This window comes from Roseicyclus sp., assembly GCF_018402035.1.
GTDB lineage: Bacteria > Pseudomonadota > Alphaproteobacteria > Rhodobacterales > Rhodobacteraceae > Roseicyclus.
In genome coordinates, this window is record NZ_JAGYJN010000007.1 from 15,437 (window position 1) to 41,065 (window position 25,629).

27 protein-coding genes, 1 tRNA gene and 2 pseudogenes are annotated in these 25,629 nt (G+C 60.5%); 12 read left to right on the forward strand and 18 right to left on the reverse strand.

Annotated features, from left to right (window positions below):
- Positions 1-31 precede the first annotated feature (31 nt).
- Positions 32-460, forward strand: a complete 429-nt coding sequence (locus KG698_RS11725) for a fumarylacetoacetate hydrolase family protein (RefSeq protein ID WP_213685768.1) — start codon at positions 32-34, stop codon at positions 458-460.
- A gap of 8 nt (positions 461-468) precedes the next feature.
- Here the strand turns inward: KG698_RS11725 and KG698_RS11730 are convergent, their stop codons facing one another.
- From KG698_RS11730 to KG698_RS11750, 5 genes and pseudogenes are all read right to left on the reverse strand, one after another.
- On the reverse strand, positions 469-972 hold the full coding sequence (locus KG698_RS11730; protein WP_213685769.1) for a type II TA system antitoxin MqsA family protein: 504 nt from the start codon (positions 970-972) through the stop codon (positions 469-471).
- Positions 969-1,262: pseudogene (locus KG698_RS11735) on the reverse strand (type II toxin-antitoxin system MqsR family toxin); the annotation flags it as partial. The gene KG698_RS11730 and the pseudogene KG698_RS11735, both read right to left, overlap by 4 nt.
- A gap of 119 nt (positions 1,263-1,381) precedes the next feature.
- Positions 1,382-3,427, reverse strand: coding sequence for a capsular polysaccharide biosynthesis protein (locus tag KG698_RS11740; protein ID WP_213685771.1), 2,046 nt, complete (start codon positions 3,425-3,427; stop codon positions 1,382-1,384).
- 7 nt (positions 3,428-3,434) lie between these two features.
- Entirely contained in the window at positions 3,435-4,559 is a 1,125-nt protein-coding gene (locus KG698_RS11745) for a polysaccharide biosynthesis/export family protein (protein WP_213685834.1), read from the reverse strand.
- Positions 4,560-4,651: 92 nt separating this feature from the next.
- Positions 4,652-5,941, reverse strand: coding sequence for a capsule biosynthesis protein CapA (locus KG698_RS11750; RefSeq protein ID WP_213685772.1), 1,290 nt, complete (start codon positions 5,939-5,941; stop codon positions 4,652-4,654).
- Positions 5,942-6,111: 170 nt separating this feature from the next.
- Between KG698_RS11750 and KG698_RS11755 the strand changes: the two genes are divergently transcribed.
- The 8 genes from KG698_RS11755 (at position 6,112) to KG698_RS11790 (ending at position 11,788) form a co-directional block, all read left to right on the forward strand.
- Positions 6,112-6,699 (forward strand): riboflavin synthase, encoded by a 588-nt coding sequence (locus tag KG698_RS11755; protein ID WP_213685773.1) that lies wholly within the window; start codon positions 6,112-6,114, stop codon positions 6,697-6,699.
- Between the two features lie 89 nt (positions 6,700-6,788).
- Positions 6,789-7,385 (forward strand): hypothetical protein, encoded by a 597-nt coding sequence (locus KG698_RS11760; RefSeq protein ID WP_213685774.1) that lies wholly within the window; start codon positions 6,789-6,791, stop codon positions 7,383-7,385.
- Between the two features lie 55 nt (positions 7,386-7,440).
- Positions 7,441-8,571, forward strand: a complete 1,131-nt coding sequence (gene ribB / locus KG698_RS11765; protein WP_213685835.1) for a 3,4-dihydroxy-2-butanone-4-phosphate synthase — start codon at positions 7,441-7,443, stop codon at positions 8,569-8,571.
- Positions 8,571-9,092 carry a 6,7-dimethyl-8-ribityllumazine synthase gene (locus tag KG698_RS11770; RefSeq protein ID WP_213685775.1) on the forward strand — a complete coding sequence of 174 codons (522 nt, stop codon included), beginning with the start codon at positions 8,571-8,573 and terminating at the stop codon, positions 9,090-9,092. Before ribB ends, KG698_RS11770 begins: the two co-directional genes overlap by 1 nt.
- On the forward strand, positions 9,089-9,589 hold the full coding sequence (gene nusB / locus KG698_RS11775; RefSeq protein ID WP_213685776.1) for a transcription antitermination factor NusB: 501 nt from the start codon (positions 9,089-9,091) through the stop codon (positions 9,587-9,589). The genes KG698_RS11770 and nusB overlap by 4 nt, the downstream gene beginning before the upstream one ends.
- Before the next feature lie 113 nt (positions 9,590-9,702).
- A complete protein-coding gene (locus KG698_RS11780) occupies positions 9,703-10,623 on the forward strand; it encodes a calcium/sodium antiporter (protein WP_213685777.1) in 921 nt (306 codons plus the stop codon).
- Between the two features lie 108 nt (positions 10,624-10,731).
- Complete coding sequence (locus tag KG698_RS11785) at positions 10,732-11,028, forward strand: hypothetical protein (protein ID WP_213685778.1); 297 nt, start codon at positions 10,732-10,734, stop codon at positions 11,026-11,028.
- A gap of 295 nt (positions 11,029-11,323) precedes the next feature.
- Positions 11,324-11,788, forward strand: a complete 465-nt coding sequence (locus tag KG698_RS11790; RefSeq protein WP_213685779.1) for an MmcB family DNA repair protein — start codon at positions 11,324-11,326, stop codon at positions 11,786-11,788.
- Here the strand turns inward: KG698_RS11790 and KG698_RS11795 are convergent.
- Positions 11,785-11,982, reverse strand: coding sequence for a DUF6324 family protein (locus KG698_RS11795; protein WP_213685780.1), 198 nt, complete (start codon positions 11,980-11,982; stop codon positions 11,785-11,787). The genes KG698_RS11790 and KG698_RS11795 overlap by 4 nt on opposite strands.
- Positions 11,983-12,096: 114 nt before the next feature.
- Between KG698_RS11795 and KG698_RS11800 the strand changes: the two genes are divergently transcribed.
- Both KG698_RS11800 and KG698_RS11805 read left to right on the forward strand, forming a co-directional pair.
- A tRNA-His gene (locus KG698_RS11800) sits at positions 12,097-12,173 on the forward strand.
- 350 nt (positions 12,174-12,523) lie between these two features.
- Positions 12,524-12,649: pseudogene (locus tag KG698_RS11805) on the forward strand (IS5/IS1182 family transposase); the annotation flags it as partial.
- A gap of 175 nt (positions 12,650-12,824) precedes the next feature.
- On the opposite strand, the gene KG698_RS11810 reads toward KG698_RS11805, so the two are convergent.
- Together KG698_RS11810 and KG698_RS11815 are read right to left on the reverse strand one after the other, a co-directional pair.
- Complete coding sequence (locus tag KG698_RS11810) at positions 12,825-13,517, reverse strand: fumarylacetoacetate hydrolase family protein (protein WP_213685781.1); 693 nt, start codon at positions 13,515-13,517, stop codon at positions 12,825-12,827.
- 70 nt (positions 13,518-13,587) lie between these two features.
- The gene (locus KG698_RS11815; RefSeq protein ID WP_213685782.1) at positions 13,588-14,091 is read right to left on the reverse strand and encodes a hypothetical protein; all 504 of its coding nucleotides are present in this window, start codon (positions 14,089-14,091) and stop codon (positions 13,588-13,590) included.
- A gap of 277 nt (positions 14,092-14,368) precedes the next feature.
- On the opposite strand from KG698_RS11815, the gene KG698_RS11820 reads away from it, so the two are divergent.
- Entirely contained in the window at positions 14,369-15,049 is a 681-nt protein-coding gene (locus KG698_RS11820) for a GntR family transcriptional regulator (protein ID WP_213685783.1), read from the forward strand.
- 586 nt (positions 15,050-15,635) lie between these two features.
- Here KG698_RS11820 and KG698_RS11825 read toward each other — a convergent pair.
- From KG698_RS11825 to KG698_RS11870, 10 genes are all read right to left on the reverse strand, one after another.
- Positions 15,636-16,556, reverse strand: coding sequence for an alpha/beta hydrolase (locus tag KG698_RS11825; RefSeq protein WP_213685784.1), 921 nt, complete (start codon positions 16,554-16,556; stop codon positions 15,636-15,638).
- A gap of 26 nt (positions 16,557-16,582) precedes the next feature.
- A complete protein-coding gene (locus KG698_RS11830) occupies positions 16,583-17,569 on the reverse strand; it encodes an aldo/keto reductase (RefSeq protein ID WP_213685785.1) in 987 nt (328 codons plus the stop codon).
- An 11-nt stretch (positions 17,570-17,580) separates the two neighbouring features.
- Positions 17,581-18,558, reverse strand: coding sequence for an aldo/keto reductase (locus KG698_RS11835; RefSeq protein ID WP_213685786.1), 978 nt, complete (start codon positions 18,556-18,558; stop codon positions 17,581-17,583).
- A complete protein-coding gene (locus KG698_RS11840) occupies positions 18,545-19,285 on the reverse strand; it encodes a GntR family transcriptional regulator (protein WP_213685787.1) in 741 nt (246 codons plus the stop codon). The genes KG698_RS11835 and KG698_RS11840 overlap by 14 nt, the downstream gene beginning before the upstream one ends.
- Before the next feature lie 61 nt (positions 19,286-19,346).
- Entirely contained in the window at positions 19,347-20,360 is a 1,014-nt protein-coding gene (locus KG698_RS11845) for a tripartite tricarboxylate transporter substrate binding protein (protein ID WP_213685788.1), read from the reverse strand.
- A 50-nt stretch (positions 20,361-20,410) separates the two neighbouring features.
- A complete protein-coding gene (locus KG698_RS11850) occupies positions 20,411-21,682 on the reverse strand; it encodes a hypothetical protein (RefSeq protein ID WP_213685789.1) in 1,272 nt (423 codons plus the stop codon).
- A 1-nt stretch (position 21,683) separates the two neighbouring features.
- Complete coding sequence (locus KG698_RS11855) at positions 21,684-23,195, reverse strand: tripartite tricarboxylate transporter permease (RefSeq protein WP_213685790.1); 1,512 nt, start codon at positions 23,193-23,195, stop codon at positions 21,684-21,686.
- Position 23,196: 1 nt separating this feature from the next.
- Positions 23,197-23,688, reverse strand: coding sequence for a tripartite tricarboxylate transporter TctB family protein (locus KG698_RS11860; protein ID WP_213685791.1), 492 nt, complete (start codon positions 23,686-23,688; stop codon positions 23,197-23,199).
- 4 nt (positions 23,689-23,692) lie between these two features.
- A complete protein-coding gene (locus tag KG698_RS11865) occupies positions 23,693-24,550 on the reverse strand; it encodes a fumarylacetoacetate hydrolase family protein (RefSeq protein WP_213685792.1) in 858 nt (285 codons plus the stop codon).
- 154 nt (positions 24,551-24,704) lie between these two features.
- Positions 24,705-25,583, reverse strand: a complete 879-nt coding sequence (locus tag KG698_RS11870) for a fumarylacetoacetate hydrolase family protein (RefSeq protein WP_213685793.1) — start codon at positions 25,581-25,583, stop codon at positions 24,705-24,707.
- Positions 25,584-25,629: the final 46 nt, after the last annotated feature.

A 25,629-nucleotide genomic window follows, 5' to 3' on the forward strand; every position in this document is an offset into this window, starting at 1 on the left:
CGACATCTGCCGCTCGCACCACGCAGCTTGAATGCTGGGTTTGCCCTCCCACCCTTCCCTACCCCCCACTCAGCGGCATAATACGATCAGCCCGAAAGCCATCGGCCAACCGCGTCAACGTGATGGCGCGCACCACCCCGCCGGTGGCGAGGGGCTCGCCTTCGGCAAAGGCGCGGGCGGCGGCTTTGGCGTCATCGGCCCGGTGATCGCCACGGGGCTTGATTGGCGCGATCTGACCGTGCAGGTTTTGGTCAATGAGCGTGAGCGGCAATCCTACCCGGCCCATGACATGATCCTGTCGCCGCCCGAGATCGTGAGCTTGCTCTCCCACGACATGACACTGAACCCCGGCGACGTCATCGCCTGCGGCACCTCGCTGGGGGCCGCCCCCGTCAAACCGGGGATGGGGGTGGTCGTGGTGATCGAGGGGATTGGGGAATTGTCGGTGGTGATGGGGTAGGGGGGCAATCACGCCGCAACGCCCCTTCGGCCCATGCGCTGCGCAGGTGCCTTGGGTCTTGCACGCTTGGGTAACATTTGGGCGTCGTGCGCCCATTCGTCAGTGTTCAGGGTGCCTTGGCTGCGCATGGTTTCGAGAATCCCGATCATGTCGGGTTGCTGGTTCAGGATTTCCAGCAGCCCCATCGCCGCATCACTGGGGAAGAGTGTTCCGGCCTCGTATTTCTGGAACGCGCGCTTGCCCCCACCGATCAGCAGGCCAGCCTTTTCTTGCGTCAGCCTCAGCTTCTTCCGGATCTGTTTGACATGGTCGGGATAGGCCGCGCGCAACGCCTTGTAGGCCGCGTTCGCCTGCTTGAGGTCTGCGCCTGTGTGTAAGCTGTCGCTGTCGTCATCGGGATACCAGCCCTGCACTTCGACCTCGCGTTTCAGCGGCCCGAAAGACACGATCTCCTTACGCGTTTGGCGCGTGAGCTGTTTCCCGGTCTCGGGGTGAACGCGCGTCTGGGTCATCTGTCGCTCTCCTTGAAAGAGGTGAGGGCTATGTCAACGATTGTCGCGCCTGCGAACTTGATGAAGATGTTTCTCTTGTCCCAAGGCATGACGTAGGTGTCGTGCCAGACCCCCTGCTGTGCCGGGGAATGGGCGGGTTTGGAGTGAACGAAGTCTTCGGGCATAAGATCTTGAACGGCTTCGACAACATCCTCCAACGCATAGCCCATTTTGAAAGCAGAGCGCTTGGCAGAGCCCGTTATCACAAGATTATCGGTCGTGTCGAAGGTCTCCTGTATCTTCTTCAAGTCATGGGTGGGGCGTTTTTTTGATTCTCAGGTCACGCACGAATATACACCATATTGGTCACTTTTCAACAAGGCCCGACGCAGAAGCTAGTTTGTGGCAAGGGCGTCTCGCACTCCCCCCCTCACCGCCAAACCCAAGCCCAGCCTGCGAACCACCCCTGCAGCTTGGCCAATGCGCGCAGCGTCGGGCGGCCGCGCAGCCCCGTGCCATCGGCCAGCCGGTCGAGTGCCACTTCGGGCGGGCAGGGCAGACCGGTCAGCGGGTCGTGGTAGCGCGGATAGGTGATCAGGGCTGCATGGGCCAGCGCGGCGAGGCTGGGCCGCGCGCGGCGATGGGCGGGCATCGGCCCCAGATCGCGGGTCAGCCCCCAGCCTGCGTAAAAGGGCGCACCAAGGCAAGTGACCGGCACGCCGCGCAAGAGCGCCTCGAACCCCAGCCCCGAGGTCATCGTGACCACCCCATCGACCTGTGCAAGCAGCATCGCGGGATCGCCCCCCGCCAGCACGTGATCGGCGCTGGCCACCAGCACATCTTCTGCTACCGCGCCTTGGCGCAGCCCCGCCACCACATCGGGATGAGGTTTGTAAAGGATCACCGCCTCGGGGAACAGCGCGCGGGCGCGGGCCAATAGCCCCGCATTCGTGCGCACCTCGCCTGCGCCAAGGATGATCGAGGCGTCATCCTCCACCTGCCCTGGCACAAGGATCAAGGGCCGCTCACCTGCCAGCGGCAGGTCGGGGGCGGCACCGCCGGGGTTGTATTTCGTCACCCCCAAGGCCACCAGCCGCGCGATCAGATCCTCGGCGCGCAGCAGGTGCTTCGGCTCCATCTTCGCGGCCTCTGCGATCAGGCGATCAAGACGGCTTTCGCGGCTGGGATCATAGTAAATCCCCAGATCATCGCGCACCAGCGAGAGCGGCGGCACGAGGTCCGCCCCCAACCCGCGTGAGCGCAAAAAGCCGTCCTCCACCCGGTGAAGCGGACGCTTCGCGACGTCGCAGGCCGCGCGCAGCGCGGGCGTTGCGCGGCTGGTCCAGACCATGACGGGCCGCCCATCCGCCGCCGCCTTGGCGGGATCATCAGTAAAGCGCATCGGCCCGAAGAATTGCGTCAAATGGCGGCGCTTCCATGCGCGCATGCCGACCGCGACATGCCCCCCCCGATCCTCGCGCCATGCGCGGGCCTGCGCCTCGAGCGTGCCCAGAACATCCTCGATCCGGCCTAGACGGTCGCGGTAGGGGTCATACCATCTGGGGTAGAGGATCAGCGCGGCGGCGGCGAGTTGCGCGCGCGTCAGCCGGCGATTTCGGCGCGCGGGCGTTGGGCGGCGATCATCACTCAGCCCCCATCCGGCATAGAAGGGCACACCGAACAGCACCGGGCGATGACCCGCCAAGATCGCCTCGAACCCCATAAGCGAGGTGACGCAATAGACCGCGCGCGCCCCTTCAAAAAGGCGTTGCGGCGAAATTGGCCGATCCTCAAGCGTCACACCGGGGGGCAGGTTGGCGGTATCGAAATGGCCCGCGCGGTGGCCCGCCCGCGTCTCGGGATGGGTCTTGATCACGATGGGCGCGCCGGGGTGATCCTCCTGCGCATGGGCAAGCATCTCGGCGAAACTATGCGTATTCGCGCCGCCCATCCGGATGGCGGCGTCGCCGCGCGTCTGGTCGATCAGCAGCACATAGCCCGGCGGGGGCGGCGCAAGATCGGGGTCGGTCGCGGCATATTTCGTCAGATGAGCGGCGGCGATCCGCGCCATTGCGCCGCGCGCCCGATCAAGAAGCACTGTGTCATCCAGCGGATGGGTCGCCAAAAGCACCTCGAGATCCGAGGGGGCGCTTGCGTCGAAATAAATCCCGCGCCGGTCGATGATCAGCCCCAAGGGGGGATCACCCGCGCGCCCGGGGTGAAGCGAGCGTAAAAACGCATCCTCCACCCGGACCAGATGCGCGCCGCTGGCCCGCGCCACGCCCTCGCCGCGCCTTGCATAGGGCGAATGGCCCCAGACCAGCACATCATCATCCGGCCCCGGCTTGCCCAAGCGCAGATCATAGCCCGCAAGCTGCAAGATCCGGCGCAGCCGCGCCTGCCTTAGGAACCCCGCGTTAAAATAGAAACCCCGCCTGCGTGGCGCGCCGTTCGCGGTCTCGCCCGGCGCGCCCATACCGGGCTTATGGAATCGCGTTGCCGACCGTTCCGGCAGCACCCAATGTGCCGGTCAGCGCGCTGATGGCGTTGTTCCACTGGGTGATCGGTGCGGCGGTGACATAGACCGTATCCTCGTCGCGGATCACGAAATCGCGCGCCTCGAACATGCCGGTGGGGGCGGTCAGATCCAGCACATAGATCATGCGCTGCGCCCCGATCAGATCGTCGCGGCCCAACACGGCGCGGGCAATCGGCTCGGCCTCGTTGCGCAAGACGAAAACACCTGTTGGGTCGGCCAGATTGGCGTTCAACCCGCCGACGGACGCAATCGCTTCAATGGCCGAGATGACTTGGCTCTCAAACGGCACGATGGTCTGGCTGCCGGTGGCCCCCAATGCGGTGAACGAGCGCCCATCCTCTTCGACCAAGATCCGGTCGCCACCGCGCAGCGCGATATCAAGCGTGGGGTCGCGGAACAAATCTTGAAACCAGATCGTGCCGCGATGATTGCCACGCATCAGCGTGACTTGCGCGATCTCGGGGTCAACGGCGATACCGCCCGCTGCCGCCAGCATGGCCGAAAGCGTGCGCGTCGGCCGCTCGATCGGATAGACGCCCTGACCACCCACGCTGCCCGTGACGGTCACGGTCGACCCGTCGCCAGCGGTGCGGTTCACGATCACCTGCGGGTCGGGGGTTTGTTCATCAAGATTGCGGGTGATGATGCCGCGCAATGCCTCGGGCGTATTGCCAGCGGCACGGATGCGCCCGGCATAGGGGATAAAGATAAAGCCCGAACTATCCACCTGCACCTCGTTGATCGCGGCGGCGGCGGCCCCTTGGCCTGCCAAAAGCCCGTCGGTCACATTCTCATAGACGATCAGCTGGATTTGGTCGCCGGGGCGGATCACATCGGTATCAGACAGGGCCGCGTTCAGCATTTCGGGCGGAAAGCCCAAAGCAGGCACGACCGCCGTGGCGGTGGTGACGCGCTGGTTGACCTCGACCACGAAAGCATCGCCGTCGCGCTGGACCGATCCTGCGAAGATCTCGTTCTTCGTTGGGCCCGAACGGGGCAATAGACTACAGGCCGCGACCGCGCCCGAAATGACGCAAAGCGCGGCGATGCGCGCGATGCGGGATGCCATCGATGTCACAGGGTGGCTCCTCTTGCCTGAACTGCCTCGGATTATCTTTTTTCCTGACATTAGCGATTTTGAGCCGATGGCGCTAGATATCTTTACGTCACCAGTCGCAAGTGTTGCCGTGGTGCCGGTCTGCCCGCGCGCAGGGCGGCATAGGGGTCGTCGGGCGAGAGCATCATATCAACCACTTGGCGCAAAAGTTGTCGCCGTCCGCGTGCGGAATAAAAGCTCCCGCTGATCTGCGAGGTCTCCAACAGGAAATGCCGGTAATCGCGGTAGGCGCGGCTGTCGGGGCGGGTGGGGTTTTGGAAAAACGCATCCAGCGGTTGGGTCGAGACAAACTCCGGCTTGAGATAGACCGCCTGTCCAAAGGCCTTGAGCGGCAGCCCGCGCCACAGCGCTTGTTGGGCCGCCGTAGAATTGACCGTCACCGCCGAGCGCGCGTCGTTCAAAAGCCGCGCCAGCTTGCCGCCGCGCACATAATGCACCCGCGCGCTCACACCATGCTCTGTGGCGATCTTTTGGATGATGCGCCTATGCGGGGTGCGCCCATCCTCGAGCGGATGGGCTTTGAGCACGAGATGATGATGCGCGGGCGCACCGGCGGCAAAGCCTTCGATCAGCAGCGCCAAGAAATCTTGCATTGCGCCAAAAGGGCCATGATCGCGAAAGCTCGCGTCATGTTCGAGTTGTAATAGCGCCAAATGATAGGGAAAGCCGCCGGTCTTGATGCGCCATGTCGCTTGCACGCGGTCCAGCCAATGCACGGGCATCAGCGCCAAGCGGCGCAGGTAAAGCCGGAACTCCTGCGCCACGCCCAAGCTGCGATGGGGGCGGAAATGGGCATAGCTGCGGTTCCAGACCAGCACGAAAAAATGGTAAAGCGCGCCATAAAACACATGCTGGCGCATATCACCCCAGCGTGCGGGCGCATCGGGCAGCTCAAGATCGAGACCGGCCAGCGCTTGGCGCATCTCCTCCACGCTCAGCGACATGATCGGCGAATTGCCATTGGCCCCGCCGCGCTCATACGTCACCCAATAGGGGCGCAGATACCCCTCTTCGAAAACATGCACGGTGATGCCGCGCGCGCGCGCCGCCATGATTGCCGCAGCATGGATGGGCCGTGTATCGCCGTAAACCACCAGATCGGTGATCCCTTTCTCATCAAGCAGTTCCGCCGCGCGCGCGGGCCATTGATCGGCGGGGGCGCGAAAGGCGATGAAGCTTGCCGCATCAGGCCAGAACACCGCATCGCCCGTGTTGAACCCCACCCGCCAAATGCGCGCGCCCGCCGCATGCAGCATGCGCCCAAGCTGGCCGAAAAACGGGCCATGTGGACCTTGTAGGAATAAAAAGACACGATTGGCGTGGCTGGGGGCCATAGGTCGTATTTCCGGTTATCGAAAGTGTGGATCTGCGATTTCGATTGTCAAAGCAACAGTTGTCGTCAGGCTTGCGGCAGAAATCAGCCTGAAATGTGGCGGTGCTGCCTCTTGATGCGGGGGGGCTTGCATGCTTTGTGGATGCGTGTCGCAACAGGAGGGCAGGGGCCATGTTCACAGGGATCGTGACCGATCAAGGCGAGGTCAGGGCGATGCATATGGCGGGCGATCTGAAGGCGCGCATTGCCACGGGCTATGACACGGGCGGTATCGATATCGGTGCCTCGATTGCCTGCGACGGTGTTTGCCTGACGGTAACAGCCCTTGGCCCTGATTGGTTCGAGGTCGATATCTCGGGCGAGACCGTGTCCAAGACCGCGATCAGCGATTGGGTGCTGGGGCGCAAGCTGAACCTTGAACGCGCACTCAGGCTTGGCGATGAGTTGGGCGGCCATATCGTGTCGGGCCATGTCGATGGGGTGGCCGATGTGGTGGGGATGCATGATGAGGGTGCCTCGACCCGGATCACCTTTCGCGCGCCCGAAGCGCTGGCGCGATTCATCGCGCCCAAGGGCTCGGTCGCGCTCAACGGCACATCGCTGACGGTGAACGAAGTGAACGGGGTGGAATTCGGGGTGAATTTGATCCCCCATACCAAGGCTGTGACCAATTGGGGCACCACGGCTGTGGGCGACCGGATCAACCTCGAGATCGACACGCTGGCGCGCTACGTGGCGCGGTTGCAAGACTGGGCTTAAGCGCCTCCACGGGCCTTGCAGGCCCTTGTCGGCGCGCGGCTCTTGGCCTCCGGCGGGGATATTTTTGAAACGAAGAAGGGGCGGGCATCATGGGTGAGCGGCCGGGAGCGGCGCAGATCGGTCATAATGGTGGCCCAACGCTGGAGGCGGGATTTGGGTTTCGCAAACTCGCTTGGACCAAGGCGCGCCGCGCTCTTTTGCCAAGCCTGCCCTTGGAGGTAGTGCGCCTGCGCGTGACGCGCGCCAAGCGTCTGGGCCTGCCCTATCAGACCTATGCCACGATCCGCGCCACCTCGGGCCATGATATCGTGGCCTTTCTGTTCTCGGGCAATGCGCTTGATCTGCGACCAGGGCAGGCCGTGCTGGCGCCCGGCGTGGCGGCGCATCTGCATGCGCTAGACGGGCAGGCTGAGCGGATTGGCGCCATCTATGCGCCCACCGATCCCGCAATCCTTGATGCCGCCCATCCGGGGCTGTTCGAGGCGACAGGCCGCGCGCCGGGTTTCACCGCCACATGGCGCGAAACGCGCGACGGGTTGCGCGCGCTTTTGGCCACGCGCGGGGTGCCGCGTGACGGGGTGGTGCTGGTGGCCGCCACCAGCATCGAGCGGGGCTGGACCTCTGCCGCAGGTCTTGCCGGAACCATCGACCGCGCGACATTCTTTGCCACACCGCCCGTGGCCTAGTCATCGCCTGATGGATGGTCTATCTGGCGGCCAAGAGACCGGCGAGGGGATGGCCATGACACAAGTTTTCGAACAACCGGGTCCGGTCGAGCGCGATTGGGCCGATGCAATCTCGCCCATCGAAGAGATCCTCGACGAGGCCCGCAATGGCCATATGTTCATCCTTGTCGATCACGAGGATCGCGAGAACGAGGGCGATCTGGTGATCCCCGCGCAATGGGCCACGCCCGATGCGATCAATTTCATGGCGACCCATGGGCGCGGTCTGATCTGTTTGTCGATGACATCGGCGCGCATCGATCAGCTGGGCCTGCCCTTGATGTCGACCTATAATTCCTCGCGCCACGAGACGGCCTTTACGCTGTCGATCGAGGCGCGCGAGGGGGTGACGACGGGTATTTCGGCGGCTGACCGGGCGCGCACTGTCCAAGTGGCGATCGATGCGGGCAAGGGTGCGGCCGATATCGCCACACCGGGCCATGTCTTTCCGCTACGCGCGCGCGATGGCGGGGTTCTGGTCCGCGCGGGCCATACGGAGGCGGCTGTCGATATCTCGCGCTTGGCGGGCCTCAACCCTTCGGGCGTGATCTGCGAGATCATGAACGAGGATGGCACCATGGCGCGCCTGCCCGATCTGGTGGCTTTCGCGCAGCGCCACAACCTCAAGATCGGCACGATCAGCGATCTGATCTCGTATCGCCGCCGCCACGACAATCTGGTCAAGCAGCGCGAAGAGCGTGTGATCACCAGCGAGTTCGGTGGCGACTGGACTATGCGCATCTATACCGACGAGACCCAAGGCGCCGAGCATATCGTGCTGATCAAGGGCGATATTACTGGGCCTGATCCGGTTCTTGTGCGGATGCATGCGATGGACCCGCTTTTGGATGTGGTGGGCACTGGCCCCAAGGGCCGGGCGGGCGAGTTCGGCGATGCGATGCGCCTGATCGCCGAGGAAGGGCGCGGCGTTCTCGTCTTGCTGCGCGATCTGACCATGAAGCTGGTGGTGGAGGATGAAGTCAGCCCCCAGACGCTTCGCCAATATGGGCTTGGCGCACAAATCCTCTCGTCGTTGGGGATCAGCGATATGATTTTGCTCACCAATTCCCCCAAACCCAAGGTGGTGGGGCTAGAGGCTTACGGGCTGACCATCACCGGCACGCGCAACATCTCGGAGCTTGGATAATGGCCGGACATTCCGACAATGACATGGGCCTGCCCCAATTCGACAAGCCGGTGAAGATCGCCATCGTGATCGCGCCATATTACACCGCCATCGCCACAGCCCAGATCGCGGCGGCCAGCGCTGTGCTTGCGCGCGCGGGGGCCACCCATGAGGTGATCGAGGTGCCGGGCAGCCTTGAGATCGCGACCGCTATCGGCATCGCGCATCGCTTGGGCGAGTTCGACGGCTATGTTGCGCTGGGCTGTGTGATCCGGGGGGCCACCAGCCATTACGATGTCGTGGTCAATGAAAGCAGCCGCGCGCTGACCATGCTGGGGTTGCAAGGTGTCTGCATCGGCAACGGCATCATCACGGTCGAAAACCGCGCACAGGCCGAGGAACGCGCCGATGCGGGCCGGCTCAACACGGCGGGGGGCGCGGCGCAAGCGGCCCTTCACCTGATCGCGTTGACGCGGCGGCTTGGGCGGCCTAAGGGCGGCATCGGCTTCATGCCCCGCTCTGAAAGCAACGCCACATCATGACCGACGACGAGATCCAAGCGCCGCAGCCCAAGACGATCAGCCGCGAGGACCGCCGCCAGATGCGCGCGGCCGCCCGGCTTTACGCGGTGCAAGCCTTGTTCCAGATGGAAGCATCGGGTCAAACCGTGCAAGCCGTCCGGCAGGAGTTCGAAACCCATCGCTTCGGTGCCATCTATGATGGCGAGGAAATGGCCGAGGGCGACCCCGACCTGTTTCGCAAAACGCTTGAGGATGCGGTCAATTATCAAGCCAAGATCGACCAAATGACCGACCGCGCGCTCGTGGCCAAATGGCCCATCGCGCGGATCGACCCGACTTTGCGCGCGCTCTTTCGTGCCGCAGGCGCGGAGCTGGTCGAGGGGTCAGCCCCACCCAAGGTGGTGATCAGCGAATATGTCGATGTGGCGCACGCCTTTTTCCCCGATGGCAAAGAGCCGAAATTCGTCAATGCCGTGCTGGACTTTATGGCGCGCGAAGCGCGGCCAGATGCTTTTTGATGTGAATTCGCCGCGCTGCTGGTGCCGGACCCTTGCCGCATAGCGAAGCTTGACCCATCTGCTCACAAATGTGTGTGCCAAAGTTCGCGCGCGATCGAAGGGATCATTGATCGATGAATGCCGTGATGATGGTGGCTGGGCTGGCGATGTTGCTGGTCGGCGGCGAGGGGTTAGTGCGCGGCGCGGTGGCCTTTGCCACGCGGATGCGCCTGCCCATGGCGGTTGTTGGCGCGGTGGTCTTGGGCTTTGGCACCTCCATGCCCGAGATGCTGACCTCGCTCTCGGCGGCATTGGCCGGTGCGCCGGGGATCGCCATCGGCAATGTGCTGGGCTCCAACATCGCCAATATCGCGCTGATCTTGGGGGTGGCCGCCATGATCGCGGCGATCCCCGCCGACACGGCCGGGTTTGAAGATCGGCTTTGGCTGATCGTGGCGACCGTGATGGGCATCGCCGTAATCTTGATCGGGGCCAATATTGGCCGGATCGAAGGGGCGATCTTGCTCGGCGCTCTGGCCATCTACCTGTGGCGCGCGCTCAGCCGCGACGCGGCCAACGAGCCGGTGCCAGAGATCCCCGATATGGGGCTGGGCGTGATGGCCGCCTATCTTTTGGCCGGGCTTGGCACGCTGATCGCGGGTGCGTGGTTGTTGGTCGCGGGGGCCACGGGCATCGCGCGCGGGCTTGGCGTCAGCGAAACCATGATCGGCCTGACCATCGTGGCCATCGGCACTTCGCTGCCTGAACTTGCCACCAGCGTGATCGCCGCACGGCGCGGCGAGGCGGGGCTGGCGCTGGGCAATATCCTTGGCTCGAACGTGTTCAACATCTTGGCGATCTTGGGCCTGACGGCGGTGATCGTGCCGATCCCGGTGCCAAGCGATCTGTCCTTGGTCGATCTGGCGCTGGTGGCTGGCACGGCGGCGCTTTTGCTGGTGGCGCTGGCCACGGGCCGGATCGGGCGCGGCATGGGGTTTTTGTTCTTGGCGGTTTATGCGGGCTATACCGGCTGGCTGGTGCTCAACGCTGCCTGAATTTTGGGCAATTGACCGCTGCCTGCGCGCCGCAATGCCGCGCCCCCTTGTGTCTGCAAAAGCCATAGCTACCTTTGAGCCAACAGATGCAACGCCGGGGGGTGCGCCGTGCCTGATCATATTGCCTTTATCTTGCGTCACGGCCTGATCGGCTTTGCCTTGGCACTGATCTTTGTCGCGATGCTCTTGGCCTTTGATGTGGCGGGGCTTTGGCATCTTGTCACCCATACCGCCGATGGGCCGATTGCCGTGATCATGCTGGTGGTGTTTTTCACCATCACCTTTGGCGCGGTGCAGATCGGCTATCAGATCATGATGCTGGGCGAAGATGACGATGATGATGATGACCAAGGCGGCCTGCGCCAGCCGATCCCGATCCGGCTCAGCGATACCGACCGCCGCTAGGCATTGTCCCCAAAACACAAACGCCGCCCCCAAGGGGGCGGCGTTTTGATGTGGCGGGGACCGCAGCAACCGTGGAGGCGTGAATTCCCGAGGACCTGTATGTACAGGTGGGCGCCAGGTAACCGGACCAGGATCCAGACAGAGCCAGCCCCCTCGGAAATGCTTAAGGCCACCGGAATTTTGCCACAGGCACGTGAAGAGCAGACCCGCCACCCTTCACATAGGCGCGCGCGGATGCGCTGGCAAGTGGCGCGCCGCCCTTGTCATTGTTCGCGCAATGTTCCAGCTTGCACCCATGTCCGCCCCCGATCCCCATGCCGCACCCCTTGCCCCCGGCCAGCTCTTGGCGCGCGGTGTCTGTCGCCATCTGCGCGGCCATGACTTTGTCACGCTGGCAGAATTCACCCCCGAACGCGGTAAGCGGCTCGATGTCATGGCGCTTGGCCCCAAGGGAGAGCTTTGGGTGATCGAATGTAAATCAAGCCGCGCCGATTTCACCTCGGACAGCAAATGGGGCGGCTATCTGGAATGGGGGGATCGCTATTTCTGGGCGGTGGATGCGGATTTCCCGACCGATCTTTTGCCCGAGGGCACGGGGCTGATCATCGCCGATGCCTATGATGCCGCGATCATCCGCATGGGGCCTGAGGTCAAACTTGCGTCGGCCCGGCGGCGCGCTGTGATCCATCGCTTTGCCCGCCACGCGGCCCTGCGCCTGCAGGGTTTGCGCGATCCGGGTGCAGGCTTCGACGCGTTTTAGCGCTTTTGCTTGGCCATATTGCGCGCAAGCGCTGCGGCGGCGCGCAGCTCCTCGGCGATTTCTTCGGCCTCTTCGGGTTCGAAATCCAACGGCAGGTCAACACCCTCACCCTCGACATAGATGCGCACCATGCCAAGCGTCGTTGGCCCGATCTGCAAATTCGCCGCGATCTCGCTTTCCTTGTTGATGCCCATCGCCGTTCCCTCCAAGCTTGACGCCGGGGTAGCGACAGACAGCGGCCAGTGCAAGCGATCAGCAGGCCAAGACCCCTTGCAATCGCGCCGACCCTTGGCTATCCCACCCCTCGTGCCGGCGTAGCTCAGTTGGTTAGAGCGCCTGATTGTGGATCAGGAGGTCCCCCGTTCAAGCCGGGGCGCTGGTACCAATACTTTCAATAACATACAAGAATTTGGTCGGCTGGGCACTTGCTGCTGGGTTCCAAGTGGGTTCCAAAAACCGTCGGCTAAGGTTTGCCTTGCAGGGCTCGTTCAATCGACTCTTCTCTCAGTAGGGCACTACTATTGGAATCAGCCATGTCCAGAGGGGTTACTTGCCCCTCTCGTTATCCAAGTCAGATCGTTCACGCAGGGGGCACCCCCCTAATTTAGCCCCCCTGCGCGTCAGAAACGCCCTTGTTTGATAGGTCCGCAAAAAATTCGTTGGGTAATTTCGTTTGTCAGCTGCGGCAGAGATCAAAGTTTTGGGCACCAAGCGCCTTGCCCAGTGACCACGACGCGGCGCAACCAGATCGAGATCATGGCGGGTCGGTTGAAGAACCGGCGGCGCATTGCCACCCGCTATGACAGAAACCCAAATATTTTCCTGTCCGATACAGCCCCCGCAGCGGTCAGTGTGCTCTAGTTTTAAGGATCAATCCCCTCCAAGCCGCGACTAAGGGAACTCTCAGAGATCGCCCCATTTGCCTAAAAAGTCGCGCGGAGCGGAAAGAAGTGATGGTTTCGTGCCGCGACAGTGCGGTTCCCAGATTGGAGAGGTGAAAAACGGGCGGCACCATTGTGACGCCTGCTTGCGATGCTCACAGAACCTTTACCGTCAGATTGCCCACACCTGCGACATGGCCTTCCATCATATCTCCGCGCACGATGGGTCCTACACCTGCAGGCGTGCCCGTCATGATCGCATCGCCTTCGACCAGTTCAAAGTAGCGCGACAGGATCGAGATCATTTCCGGCACCTTCCAGAGCATCTGGTTCAGATCGCCCTCCTGCCGGATCTCGCCATTCACCTTGAGCCAGATCGCGCCCTGATCGGGGTGGCCGATCTTGGATGCGGGCACAAGCGGCGTGCAAGGGGCGGATTGGTCGAAGGATTTGCCGACTTCCCAGGGGCGGCCGAGCTTCTTGGCCTCGCCCTGCAGATCGCGCCGCGTCATGTCGAGGCCGACGCCATAGCCATAGACATGCTCGAGCGCCTTTTCGACGAGGATGTTCCGCCCGCCCTTGTGGAGCGCCACGACCAGTTCGATCTCGTGATGCACATCGCTGGTTTCGGTCGGGTAGGGGAAATCGCCAAAGACGATGTTGTCGGGGCTTTTCTTGAAGAAAAACGGCGGTTCCTTGTCCGGGTCGTGGCCCATCTCGACGGCATGGGCGGCGTAGTTGCGGCCGATGCAATAGACGCGGCGCACGGGAAAGGTGTTGTCCGAGCCTTCGATCGAAAAACGCGTGACCGCGGCGGGGGCGAAAAGGTCTTTGGGGGTCGTTGTCATTCCACTCTTCCTTGGAGTTTTGGTCGTTTGGAGGCCTGATGCCCTGCCTTTGCAGACAGGGCAACAGCCTTCAGCTGTCGGTCAAGGTGCTGGATTTGTGCCAGAACACGAAACGGCGCTGGGTCCAGACCACGGCCATGAAGATCACGAGCCCGATGATGCTGAGATAGATGATCAGCGCAAACACCCGCGCGGTATCGAGATTGGAGGCGGGCGCATCGGGCAGAACCATGGTGTCGCCCTGTCCGATCACGGCGTTCGAGACCTTGTGAAAGGCGTTGATCGGCGGCGGTTCGGGCAGGGTGCCGTCTTCCATGTAGTTGGTTGCCATGCACACGATGTTGCGCGGACGCGGTAGCGGCGCGCGGATGCGGATTGAGGTCAGCGGCACGCCAGCGGCGGTTTTCACATGCGCCTCAATCCGGGCGCGGTAGCTGTCGAACTGCGCGATCAGCGCTGCCATCAGATCTTCGCGCATTAGATGCGGTAGGTCGGTCAGCAGGGCCGTCACATTGACGCCCTCATCGCCCCGCAGCACGAAAACTTCGTGGTCATTGCCGTAAAACAGCCGCATGCATTTCCCCCCCTTGCCGACCGAAGCCATGATTCTATCTTGCTTTTTTCATAGAATTGTCGATTATTTTGTAAACGGCAAACTATTTTCGAAAAATTTGCTGTGAGCCTCGACTTGTCGAGGCTTTGCCTCCGAAACCGCCGCTTGGCGAGCTAAGGAAACGTGTAGGAATAAGGGGCTTTTCCGCTGTATTCATGCGGACTTGCCTGATCGGGGCGGATGGCTTAGGTGCGAGCCGTTCTGCCGATTAGGGCATGGCGGTCATCGGGATCAGGATATGTCTGACAAGGCACAATCGCTTGGAATTTCGGTCTTTCACGAGATCAAGCGCGATATCTTGATGGCCATTCTGCCGCCTTGCCAGAAGCTCGGGCTGAAGATGCTATCGGATCGTTATAACTGCGGCAACTCGCCGATCCGTGAAGCGCTCAATCAATTAACGGTCGAAGGCTGGGTACAGCGTATTGATAAGCGAGGTTTTTTTGTAGCCGATGCCTCGGCAGCCGATTTTGACGACATCTTGCGAAACCGCTGTCTGCTCGAAGGTGAGGCACTGCGCCGATCAATTGAACTTGGTGATCAGCAGTGGGAAGAACAAGTTCTCGTGGCTCATTTTCGTATGAACGCTTTGGACCGCGACGCCGATGATCAGCCCGGCAGCGCCGTCTCGGCCTGGGAAGTGGCCCATCGCAATTTTCATCAGGCGTTAATCTCGGCTTGCGGGTCGCGTATCCTGCTCGAAAACTGTGCTCGGCTCTATGAATTGAACATCCGTTACCGCGTCTTGGCGCGGCGTAGGTCACGTATCGTGCGTAACGTCGTTAATGAGCATGACGCTATAAAAGATCTCGCGCTCATGCGGGATTCAGCTGGTGCAGTCGATATGCTAGTAAAACACTACGTCGCGACCGGTGAGTTCCTATTTCCTACCGCCCCCCCCTCCGATAAGGCAGGTTAACGGTAGTGATAAGGCATCCATAGGTTTGTCGCCTGGCATAGGAACATTCATTCCATTCGATCGTGACACGGTCTTTAGATGCGCAGCGCCGCTATTTGCCTTTACCTTGACCACGCCGACTGAGACGCGCCTATTGTTCTAGACGCTTGCTTTGTTCAGTTTTTGCTGTCTGAATTCGAAGTCAAAAGGCGCTGGATCGACAACACCTTCATCGACCGCTTTTGCGGGCTCTGGCGTAAGAGTGCGCCTACCTGCACGCTTGGGAGACCCAACCGCAGGCAAAGGTAGATGTCGGCCGCTGGATCGCTTTTACACTCATCAGCGGCATCAAACCGCCCATGTCGGACAGCCGCCTGCATTGGTCCAGTTGGGTGCATTCGAAACCGACCAGGTGAAGGCATTATCAGAAGATGATCACACTCCTGAACGGGCCAGAACGGCCCAACATAATTCGATCCAGCCCCGGCTGAGCCTGCATAGTTGTCCTGCCGGACAGCAGCTCTCGTATCCCGCGAAAGCCAAGGTTCATTCTAAGAGAAGCTTAAATCAATTAGAAAGCTGTCCGACAGTTGGGGAGCGGCTCAACCTATTTGTAAACAGCCGCCGGCGTTTCGAAGAAAGATTGCAAGATGTGATACACCGTCATGTAGTTCTTTTGCTGGATCGAGGCGTGTGAAATCCCCTGCATCACCGAAAACTGCTTGTCAGGGTGGGGCAACGCCTTGAAGAAGGCCAACAGATCATCGATCCCCGCGATGCCGTCATATTCCCCGCGCATTACCAGCGTAGGCATGGTCAGGCGGCTGGGGTCGGTCACTGGAAGATTGGCGCACATATCTAGGTAAGTGCCGGTCGGAACGCTGTCATCCAGCGCCACAATGGCCTCGGCAAAGGCTTCAATCACCTTGTCCTCAGCGCAGCCGGGATGGTCGCGATTGAAAATCGACCAGACGAAATCGCGGTCGATAGGGCGGCGTTCGCCTGTTTGCCAGCGCGCAAGGTTTTGGGCGCGCTGTGCCAATGTCGGGCTTCCCTCGCCTGTCCAAACCATCGCATCAAGAGCCAACCGCGCCACCCGCTCGGGCTTGCGCTCGGCGAAATTCGCGGCCCTGAGCGCGCCTGAAGAAATCCCGTAAACCAGGAAGGCGCTCACGCCTGTTTCCGCCATGATGTAATCGGTGGCAGCAATCAGGTCATCGCCGCCGGCCGCGATATTGGCGGTCACGGAGGGGTCTTTGTCAGAGCGGCCATACCCCTCCATGTCGACACACCAAGTGTCGTAGCCTTGGGAAACGAACCAATCCATCGCCGAGGAATAGGGCCGCCCCGGCACCTGAAGATCAAAGGTTGGCGTCGAAGCCATGGATGATCCATGCACGAACAGCACCGTTCCCTTGGGCGTCCCCACTGGCACCTTTTTCTGCCACAGGAACAGGGTGACATCGCCCTTTTTTGTCCAGTGCTCGGTTCCGGAATAGCTCTTTTCGGGCATAACGGGGGTAACCATGGTCATCCTTTCGTATGGGCGGGCCGTTACAGGCCCATTTTTGCAAGTTGGAATTCGGGGTAACGCAGGCCCGCCGCCACTCCGGGGGAAAAGGCGGCGGACAGGCGGGCGATATCGGACGCGGTCAGATACACAGCGCGCGCTGCAAGGTTTTCTTCAAGCCAACGGCGGCGTTTCGTGCCGGGGATCGGTACAAGCCCATCCCATTGCGCCAAAAGCCATGCCAGCGCCACCTGCCCATTGCTGACGCCATGGGCCGCTGCGATTTCGGCAAGCGGTTCCAACAGCGCCAGATTCTGTTCGAAATTCCCTGCTTGAAAGCGCGGATGGGCGTGGCGGCGGTCGGTCGGGATCAGATCGTCGCGGCTCGCGAAGGCGCCGGTCAGAAACCCGCGCCCCAAGGGGCTATAAGGCACCAGCCCAACCCCCAACTCCCTGAGAAGCGGCAAGATCGCCGCCTCAGCATCACGGGTCCAGAGCGAATATTCCATCTGCACTGCAGACAGCGGGTGGGTATCATGGGCACGCCGGATGGTGTCCGGCCCCGCTTCGCACAGGCCGATGAAACGGATCTTACCTGCCTCGACCAGCCGCGCCATGGCGCCGACCGTATCTTCGATCGCCACATCAGGGTCGATCCGGTGGACATAGTAAAGATCGATCACATCAACGCCCAAGCGCCTGAGACTGGCCTCACAGGCTTGCGGTATGTAATCGGGATGACCGTTGGTGCCGCCGCGTTCGCCGTTCGGGCCGCGGATGTTGCCGAATTTGGATGCGATCACCAGACCATCGCGCATGCCCAGGATTGCACCTGCGATCAGCTCTTCGTTGCGGCCCGCGCCATAGGCGTCGGACGTGTCAAAAAGCGTCACGCCCATCTCGATGGCACGCTGGATAGTGGCCACCGATTCCACATCATCGGGCAGGCCATAATCCGACGTCATGCCCGAGCAGCCCAGCCCAAGCGTCGAAACCTGCAAGCCCTGCGACCCCAGCGCGCGATAGTCCATCGCCGCCACTGTCACAAGTTCACGCGCTTCATCTGGCCCGCCGGATAGCGGGTGCCCGCCCCAGCCCCTTCGCGGAAAATCCGATCCAGCGTGGCAAGTGTAGAAACCGAGGGAATGATGTCGAGCGCGGCGGTGTTTTCCTCCAGCCAGCGACGGCGTCGGGTGCCGGGGATGGGCAGGATGTCATCGCCTTGGGCCAAAAGCCACGCCAGCGCCAGTTGGGCCGGGGTGCATCCTTCGTGATGGGCGAGTGCTCTGAGTTCTTCCACCAGCGCTACATTGTGCGCAAGGTTTTCCGGCTCAAAGCGGGGATGGTCGCGGCGGCGGTCATCCTCGGCCATGTCCGCAAGCGTGCCGATGGTGCCAGTCAATAGACCACGCCCCAGCGGCGCATAGGCAACAAAACCGATCCCAAGCGCGCGGCAAGTGGGCAGGTGTTCGGCCTCAACCCCACGATACCAAAGCGAGTATTCGGTCTGAAGCGCGGTGATCGGATGGGTCGCATGGGCGCGTCGCAACGTCTGGGCCGATGCCTCCGACAGCCCCAGATGCAAGATTTTGCCCTCAGCCTTGAGGTCGGCCATAGCACCGATCGTGTCTTCGATGGGCACCGTTGGGTCGATACGATGAATGTAATACAAATCGATCCGGTCCGTACCGAAGCGCTTGAGACTGGCTTCGCAGGCTTCGCGCACATATTCGGGCCGCCCGTTCACATCGCGGCGACCATCGGGATAGCGAATGTTGCCGAATTTTGTAGCCAGAACAGCCCCATCGCGCCGCCCGGCAAGCGCCCGGCCCACCAGCATCTCGTTCTTGCCGTCGTTATAGGCATCGGCGGTGTCGATCATTGTAACACCCAGATCAAGGGCGCGGTGGATCGTTGCCACAGCCTCATCGGGATCGGGTGCGCCATAGATCGGGGTCATGCTCATGCAACCCAAGCCGACCGCAGACACCTCGAGAGAACCAATTTTACGCAATTTCATGGGACATACCTTTGGTGTTCTGAAAAATATGGGACATATCAAGACCTAGACCGGCCGGCACAATCGTAGCCGCCAGCACAGCGTCGCCTGTTTGTCGGTAATGATCGATCAGCGCTTGCGCCGCGCCTTGGGGGGATCGCTCCAATGCCAGATCGCACAGCTTTTTATGCTCGGCCTCGACCGACCGGGCCGAGCCCTGAACCGTACGGGCGAAAAAGCGATAGCGGTTGTTCAAGTCGTGCAATCTTTCGCAGGTTTCCAGCAATATCCGCGAAGGGCAGGCCGACAAAAGCGCCATATGAAAGCGTTTATGCGCTGCTTCCCAATCGGGATTAGGCTGCCGCAATCCATCTTTGCCCTGTGTGTCGCGCTTAAGGTTGCTGAGCCGAAAATGTGCGATCAGCACGCGCTCTTCCCATTCGGCATCACCCAAGGCGATGGATTGCCTCAGCGCCTCGCTTTCCATGAAGCCACGGTTGAACAAGATATCTGCGAAATCATGCGCTGAGATTCCCGCTACGAAAAATCCGCGCCGATCGATACGCTCGACCAGCCCTTCCGAGGCCAGCCGCGTCAGCGCCTCGCGCACAGGAGAGGCGCCACAGGCGTATAGTCCGCTCAACAGTTTGAGCGAGAGCTTTTCACCGGGTTTTAGCCGCGCGGTCAGAATGTCGCTACGAATGGTTTCCACGAGGGAAATACCAATAGATTGCGTTGCGCTGGCCATGAGGCTCCTTTGATTAGGGAAACCGGCGACACAGGGTCGCCGGTTTGCTGTTATGCCTATGTCAGCTGGCGCGTAGGCGATCCGCATAGCGGCGCGCCAGTTCGATCGTATCCGCGACGATCTTCTGGCAGACCACCTCGTCGCCGTATTCCACCCCTTCGAATGGATAATTCGCGGCTGCGAAATTGGCACGCAACTCGGTGTTGTCAAAGCTCGCCCGGATCGAATTGACCAAACGTTCCCGCACTTCGGGCATGGTTTCCCAAACCTCTGTGTGCATGGCGAAACCATTGGCCAGTTCCAGCTCGGGAATGGTTGTGCCGAACACATCGTTGATCAGCGGCGCATTCCCCATTTGGGCGTTGAACGCCTCGACCGAGCGGAATGTTCCCAATACGCGCACCTGATCGCCGAGGCTGATGGCAACACCGGCCGTCAATACCGCCGCATCGGTTTCACCGGTGATAACCGCCATGGAAGTTGGATTGCCACCGCCATAGGGGATCATATTGAAATCAGCGCCCATGGCATCGGCCAACGACAGCATCCCGATGGTACCTGGATGCGGCAGGCGGCTGGTGGCGATGTTCACTGTGCGCTTTTTGCCTTCATCGACGAGTTGCTCGATCGACTGGATCGGGCTGTTGGCCCCGACGTAACATACGATGGGCGTGCCGCCGGTCTTGGCAAAGTGGATGATATCACCGGGCAGATCATAATTGGTGTTTTGCGTCGCAAAGGTGATGATCTCGGGGTGCATGTTGGAATAGAGCAGGTTGTAGCCGTCCTTATCGCGGCGCTGGGCATAGAGCTCGTATCCCACCTGACCACCAGCGCCGGGATGGAATTCATATTCGAACTCCACGCCCAGATCGGTGCGCATCACATTGGTAAAAGCGCGCGCCGTGGTTTCCGCGCCGCCACCTTGACCCGTGGCGATCACGATATTGATGTTTCGTGTCGGATAGGCTCCCTGCGCCCGCAGGATCGCAGGGGCAAACAAGCTGGCTGCCCCAATCGTCGCCCCGGTTCCCAGAATACTACGCCTGCTGAATGTCTTGAGTGTCTTGGCCATGATGTCCTCCCTAATTGGATTTGGCCTTGCGCCATTCCGTCCGAAGCTGATCAGCCCGGCCGGAATTCCAGAATGTCGAGCCCTTCCAGCCGGTCGATCAGATAGACCAGCCCCCGGTCATCGACGTAAACGTCATTGCTTTGTGGGGTCGCGTGCCCGCTTGTGGGTGTGGGGATGAAGTGACCCACCTCGGTCGGGTCTTTGGGATTTGACAGGTCGACCGCCCGCAGCCCCCCAGCAAACCACGCGCAAAACAGCGTGTTGTCGTAAAAGGTCTCGGCGTATTGATGCAGCCCGAACCGCCCCCCTGCCGCGGCAAAGGGGGTATCCAACTCGCCCACATGAAAGGTCGCGGCATAGCGGATGTCGGAAAGATCGGTGACATCAAACACCCATAGATGGGCCGGAAGCTGACCTTGTTTATGGGCGTGTTCTTCATCGGCGGCCACAGCGTAGCGGCGCCCGCCTATCGGGGACAGCAGCGGCTTGATCGTGTGGGTCGGATGCTTGCTCGGCGGGTGGTAGTCAAAGGATGCGATCGTTTTCATCGCTGTGATGTCGGTGGCATCCACCACACGAAACCCCGCATGCCAGCACGAGGCCCACAGCTCATTGCCGACGCGTTGGGTGTGGTGCAGCCGCTGTTGATAGCCTTTCCAGGTAGGGCGAGCGCCGTCGAAATTCTCTTGCTCGGGCATCCACCAGCGTCCTACCTCGACCGGCTTGGTTGGATCGGCGTAATCATAGACGACAAGAATATTGCCGACAAACCCGGGCATCTCGGTCGACATATAAAGATAGCGTTCATCAATATCGAAGCGGTGAACGCCGAAGCCATGGGTCTTTTGATGGCACAGCAAGCGCGGATTGGTGCGATCCTTGATGTCGTAGATGCGAAACCCGCCATCATGATAGCCGCGTTTGGCGCTTTCGCGCAGCGTCGGAATATCGGCCAAGGTCACACCCAGAAATGCCGCCAATTCGGCATCGCTGGGATCGCGCCCCTCGCGGGCTTGCATATGGGCCGTATGTTCAAGCAGCCCTTCACCTTTGCGGTGGAAGTGGCGCTTATTTTGTTCATGGTTGACGATCATTAGATCGCCGCAAACCCGCACCTTGTGGCTGTGGGACCAAGGATCATCCATCGCCACATGGGCCACGACCTTGGGCATACGCGGATCCCTGATGTCGATGATGCTGGTGCCGTTGGGGGCATCCATGTGGCCGACGTAAGCATAGCCGCCCTCGACCCGCACCTGACCGCCGCCAGGAATGTTGAGCCGGGCAAGGCTTGTAAAATTCTTCGCCAAAGTCGCGCCCATATCAGACCGCCTCCTTTTGTTTCTTTCTTGCCTGCCAGCTTTTGTAGACCGGCAAGAGAAGCGTGATGATGAGGAACAGCCACAGGATGTTGCCTAGGTTCGAACTGAACAAAATGCCCACATCCCCGCGCGAAATGCGCAACGCGCGCATCAGATATTGCTCCATCAGCGGCCCAAGGATGATGCCGATCAAGATCGCGGTAACGTGGTAGCCGGTCTTGCGCGCCAAATAGCCCAAAAGACCAAAGGCAACCGCCAGCCCCATGTCGAACATATAGGCGCGCGGCACAAAGGCTCCCAAAAGCGTGAAGGCCAAGATCATTGGCACAAGGAAGAAAGCCGGAACAGTCGTGACCCGCGACATGTATTGCGCCATTGGAAACATCAACGGGATCATCAAGAGGTAGGTGATGAAGGCCGCGGTGAAAATGCCATAGGCCAATTCGGGACTGTCGATAAACAGCCGCGGGCCCAGCGTGACGCCATGGTACTGCAACACGACCATCATGATTGCCGCGGTTGATCCGCCAGGCACACCGATCGCCATCAGCGGAACGAGCGTGCCCGAAGTCACACCATTATTGGCAGCTTCGGGGGCCGCGACCCCCTCGGGGACACCCGTGCCGAACAACTCGGGCGTTTTTGAGAATGTGCGCGCTTGCTGATACGCGACGAAAGCTGCGATCGAGGCTCCGGCACCCGGAATGATTCCGATAATCACCCCAATAAGCGCAGTCCATGTCATCAAGAACCAGCTTCGCAACGCCTCTTTCACTAGCACCCAGACGTCATAAAGTTTCGAGCTGACGACGACATCCATGTATTCGTCCTTCAGCACTCGCCCGCGCTCGATCAGAACGAAAACTTCCGAAATTGCAAAAAGCCCGATCAGCGCGGGCACGAGCGGCACGCCGCTATACAGCTCCAACATGCCAAAGGTTGCGCGCGGCTCTGAATAAATGAAGTCGGTTCCTATGGCACCGATCAACAGCCCAAGCATACCCGCCAAAAGACCCTTGATCATGTCTGCAGCAGCGATCACCGCGATCAGCGTCAGTCCAAAGAGGATGATCACCACCATCTCGACCGAGTGCAGGTAATTTCCGACCTGCGAGAGCACCGGCAACAGCGCCAACACGAACATGGTACCGATCAGCCCGCCAAAGATCGAGGCCACGAAACAATAGACCAGCGCGCGCTGTGCCTGACCCTTTTGCGCCATCGGATAACCGTCGAGCGTGGTGGCCGCCGCCCCGCCCGTTCCGGGGATATTGACCAAGATAGCGGGAATGCCATTGCCAAGCTGCGAGGCCGAATACAGCGCCATCATGAAGATCAGCGCCACCTCGACATCCACCGACAAGGTCAGCGGCAGCAAGATGATGATGGTGTTGGCCGCGCTGAAACCAGGGATCGCGCCGACCAGATTGCCCAGCAAAATGGCCGGGATCATCACCCACCAATATGTCAGCGAGTAGGAGAAAAGACCCAGGATTGTGGAAAATTGTTCCATGTCAGAGGAAAAAGCCCTTGAGGGTCTGGTCGATGATGTTCGTCGGGAAACGAACCTTCACCAGAACGATGAAGACAAGAAAGGCGACGATGGTCATGCCAAGAGCGGTAAAAGCGGCAGCCTTGATCCGCTCTACTCCGCCGATGACGATCACGGCAGAAAACACAAAGGCGAAAATCGTGACGACAAAGCCCAAGACCGGCATCAACACGATAAAACCAACGGTGAGTGCCAGCACGCTCCAACGGCGTGCCTCCGACACCGGGTCGCTGAAAAACCCCTCGATCCCCCAGGATTTCTGACCCGACCAGATTTCCCGACCGAACCGGATGAACAGAATGAAGCTTAGGATCGCAATCGCGGCAGCGACGTAGATGCCGACGACCTTGGCCTGAAACGGCAATTCCCACACCGTCGACAGATAATAGATGCCGAATGCGATCGACCCGACCGGGATGATCAACTCTGGCAAGAGACCCGGACGCTTTTCCATCTGTTTACCTTATCCTTGCTACTGCGCGGCCGACCCGTTCGACCTCGACCACGATCTCGTCGCCCGGCTTCATCCAGACCGGCGGCGTGCGGGCATAGCCCACCCCCGAGGGTGTGCCTGTTGCAATTACATCGCCTGCGCGCAGCGTCATGAATTCGCTGATCAACGCGATCGCTCTAGCGACGGGGAAAATCATGATGTCGGTATTTGCATCCTGCATCACTTCACCATTCAGGATCGCGCGCACGCCAAGTCCGGTCGCACCGGGCGCAAGCTCATCGGCAGTCACAATCTGTTCTCCGAAGATTCCGGTGCCGTCAAAATTCTTGCCCGGCGTCCACTGACCGCCCTTTTGCTGAAAATCACGGACAGAAATGTCATTGAAAACGCCATAACCAAACACGTGATCCAAAGCGTCGGCCTCGGCGATCTTTCGGCCGCCCCGGCCGATCACCACCAAAAGCTCGGCCTCATAATCCAGCTTGTCGCTGATCCCCAACGTGTCGACTTCAGAGCCGCTCGGCGCCAGCGAGGTGTCGATGCGAAAGAAAAACGCAGGATAGCTCGGCGGCTCCCGCCCACCCTCGCGGGCATGTTCGGCATAGTTCAAGCCGATACATATGACGCGGGCATCAGCCACGATTGGAAGCGCGGGCTCAATCGCTCCCGCGACAATGGCACCGCCAGTGATCCGGCCAGTAGCCACATCTTCGGCAAACTGTGCAAAATCGCTGCTATTTGCTGGAAACGGCCCGACATCGCGCACCCCATCCTGATCGCGCAGCGCCAGGCGGGTGCCATTATTCTGTCGATACGCAACCAGTCTCATTATTTTCCCCGATAATTTTGATTCTAAGGTCAAATAGTCGACAAAAATACGAAATGGTCAAATTATTTCGATAAATTGAGTGATTTTATTTATTTATCGTCATGTTCTGGATGCGCAAAGAAGCAGGCCCCACGCGACGCAGTGCCTGATTCAATCTCATTACCGGAGCGCGGCTGCGCCCGAGCGCTTAGCCGATCGTGTTTTCCAACACCCCCAGCCCAGTGATTCTGACACGCATCTGATCGCCCTTCTCAAGATAGCGCGGCGGCTTGAAGCCAATACCAACCCCAACAGGCGTGCCCGTCGCAATGATATCACCGGGTAACAGCGTCATGGTGCGTGACATGGTTTCGATCAGCGTGGGTATATCAAAGATCAGATCCGACAGGCGTGCGCGTTGGCGTTCTTCGCCGTTTATCTCGGTCACCAACTCAAGCGCAGTGACATCAGAGACCTCATCAGCGGTCAGGATCCACGGGCCCATCGGGCAAAAGCTGTCGATCCCTTTACCTATGACCCATTGGTTATGCTGTTTTTGCAGCTCACGCGACGTCACATCATTGATGATCACATAGCCAAAGACGTGGTCCATCGCATCGGCTTTGCTGACGCCGAAACAGCGGGTGCCGATGATCACACCCAGTTCACCCTCATAATCGACCGATGCGGTGGGATCGAGAGAGCCACGCACCACATCTCCCGGCCCGCAAACGCTGGTCGTGGCCTTGGTGAAGACAACTGGATGCGACGGCACCTCTTCTTTGGCCGAAGAATCGAAGCCGCTGGAATAAAACTCAGCGGCATGGGCGTAGTAATTCTTGCCAATACAGAACACATCTCTCCGCGGTTCGGGGATCGGTGCCAACAAGCGCACATCCGCCAACGGCAGGCGACGACCGCCCTTGGAAACCCAGTCCGCGCGCGCATCCGCGCCGCCCTCGATCAACCCCAGAACGGCACCAAGCGCGCCCGCCCCTTCGGCGCAGATCACTGCCTCTTGCCCATCAATGAACCCTGCGGCGGGGCCCGTGGCAGTTTCAAAGCTGATGATTCTCATAATCGACATTTCCTTACTTTATCGATAAAGTAGAAAAACAAATAAATAATGGACT

Coding starts and splice junctions, on each gene's coding strand:
- KG698_RS11725 (WP_213685768.1), top strand. CDS start 32: ATGCTGGGTTTGCCCTCCCACCCTTCCCTACCCCCCACTCAGCGGCAT.
- KG698_RS11730 (WP_213685769.1), bottom strand. CDS start 972: ATGACCCAGACGCGCGTTCACCCCGAGACCGGGAAACAGCTCACGCGC.
- KG698_RS11740 (WP_213685771.1), bottom strand. CDS start 3,427: ATGGGCGCGCCGGGCGAGACCGCGAACGGCGCGCCACGCAGGCGGGGT.
- KG698_RS11745 (WP_213685834.1), bottom strand. CDS start 4,559: ATGGCATCCCGCATCGCGCGCATCGCCGCGCTTTGCGTCATTTCGGGC.
- KG698_RS11750 (WP_213685772.1), bottom strand. CDS start 5,941: ATGGCCCCCAGCCACGCCAATCGTGTCTTTTTATTCCTACAAGGTCCA.
- KG698_RS11755 (WP_213685773.1), top strand. CDS start 6,112: ATGTTCACAGGGATCGTGACCGATCAAGGCGAGGTCAGGGCGATGCAT.
- KG698_RS11760 (WP_213685774.1), top strand. CDS start 6,789: ATGGGTGAGCGGCCGGGAGCGGCGCAGATCGGTCATAATGGTGGCCCA.
- ribB (WP_213685835.1), top strand. CDS start 7,441: ATGACACAAGTTTTCGAACAACCGGGTCCGGTCGAGCGCGATTGGGCC.
- KG698_RS11770 (WP_213685775.1), top strand. CDS start 8,571: ATGGCCGGACATTCCGACAATGACATGGGCCTGCCCCAATTCGACAAG.
- nusB (WP_213685776.1), top strand. CDS start 9,089: ATGACCGACGACGAGATCCAAGCGCCGCAGCCCAAGACGATCAGCCGC.
- KG698_RS11780 (WP_213685777.1), top strand. CDS start 9,703: ATGAATGCCGTGATGATGGTGGCTGGGCTGGCGATGTTGCTGGTCGGC.
- KG698_RS11790 (WP_213685779.1), top strand. CDS start 11,324: ATGTCCGCCCCCGATCCCCATGCCGCACCCCTTGCCCCCGGCCAGCTC.
- KG698_RS11795 (WP_213685780.1), bottom strand. CDS start 11,982: ATGGGCATCAACAAGGAAAGCGAGATCGCGGCGAATTTGCAGATCGGG.
- KG698_RS11810 (WP_213685781.1), bottom strand. CDS start 13,517: ATGACAACGACCCCCAAAGACCTTTTCGCCCCCGCCGCGGTCACGCGT.
- KG698_RS11815 (WP_213685782.1), bottom strand. CDS start 14,091: ATGCGGCTGTTTTACGGCAATGACCACGAAGTTTTCGTGCTGCGGGGC.
- KG698_RS11820 (WP_213685783.1), top strand. CDS start 14,369: ATGTCTGACAAGGCACAATCGCTTGGAATTTCGGTCTTTCACGAGATC.
- KG698_RS11825 (WP_213685784.1), bottom strand. CDS start 16,556: ATGGTTACCCCCGTTATGCCCGAAAAGAGCTATTCCGGAACCGAGCAC.
- KG698_RS11830 (WP_213685785.1), bottom strand. CDS start 17,569: ATGGACTATCGCGCGCTGGGGTCGCAGGGCTTGCAGGTTTCGACGCTT.
- KG698_RS11835 (WP_213685786.1), bottom strand. CDS start 18,558: ATGAAATTGCGTAAAATTGGTTCTCTCGAGGTGTCTGCGGTCGGCTTG.
- KG698_RS11840 (WP_213685787.1), bottom strand. CDS start 19,285: ATGGCCAGCGCAACGCAATCTATTGGTATTTCCCTCGTGGAAACCATT.
- KG698_RS11845 (WP_213685788.1), bottom strand. CDS start 20,360: ATGGCCAAGACACTCAAGACATTCAGCAGGCGTAGTATTCTGGGAACC.
- KG698_RS11850 (WP_213685789.1), bottom strand. CDS start 21,682: ATGGGCGCGACTTTGGCGAAGAATTTTACAAGCCTTGCCCGGCTCAAC.
- KG698_RS11855 (WP_213685790.1), bottom strand. CDS start 23,195: ATGGAACAATTTTCCACAATCCTGGGTCTTTTCTCCTACTCGCTGACA.
- KG698_RS11860 (WP_213685791.1), bottom strand. CDS start 23,688: ATGGAAAAGCGTCCGGGTCTCTTGCCAGAGTTGATCATCCCGGTCGGG.
- KG698_RS11870 (WP_213685793.1), bottom strand. CDS start 25,583: ATGTCGATTATGAGAATCATCAGCTTTGAAACTGCCACGGGCCCCGCC.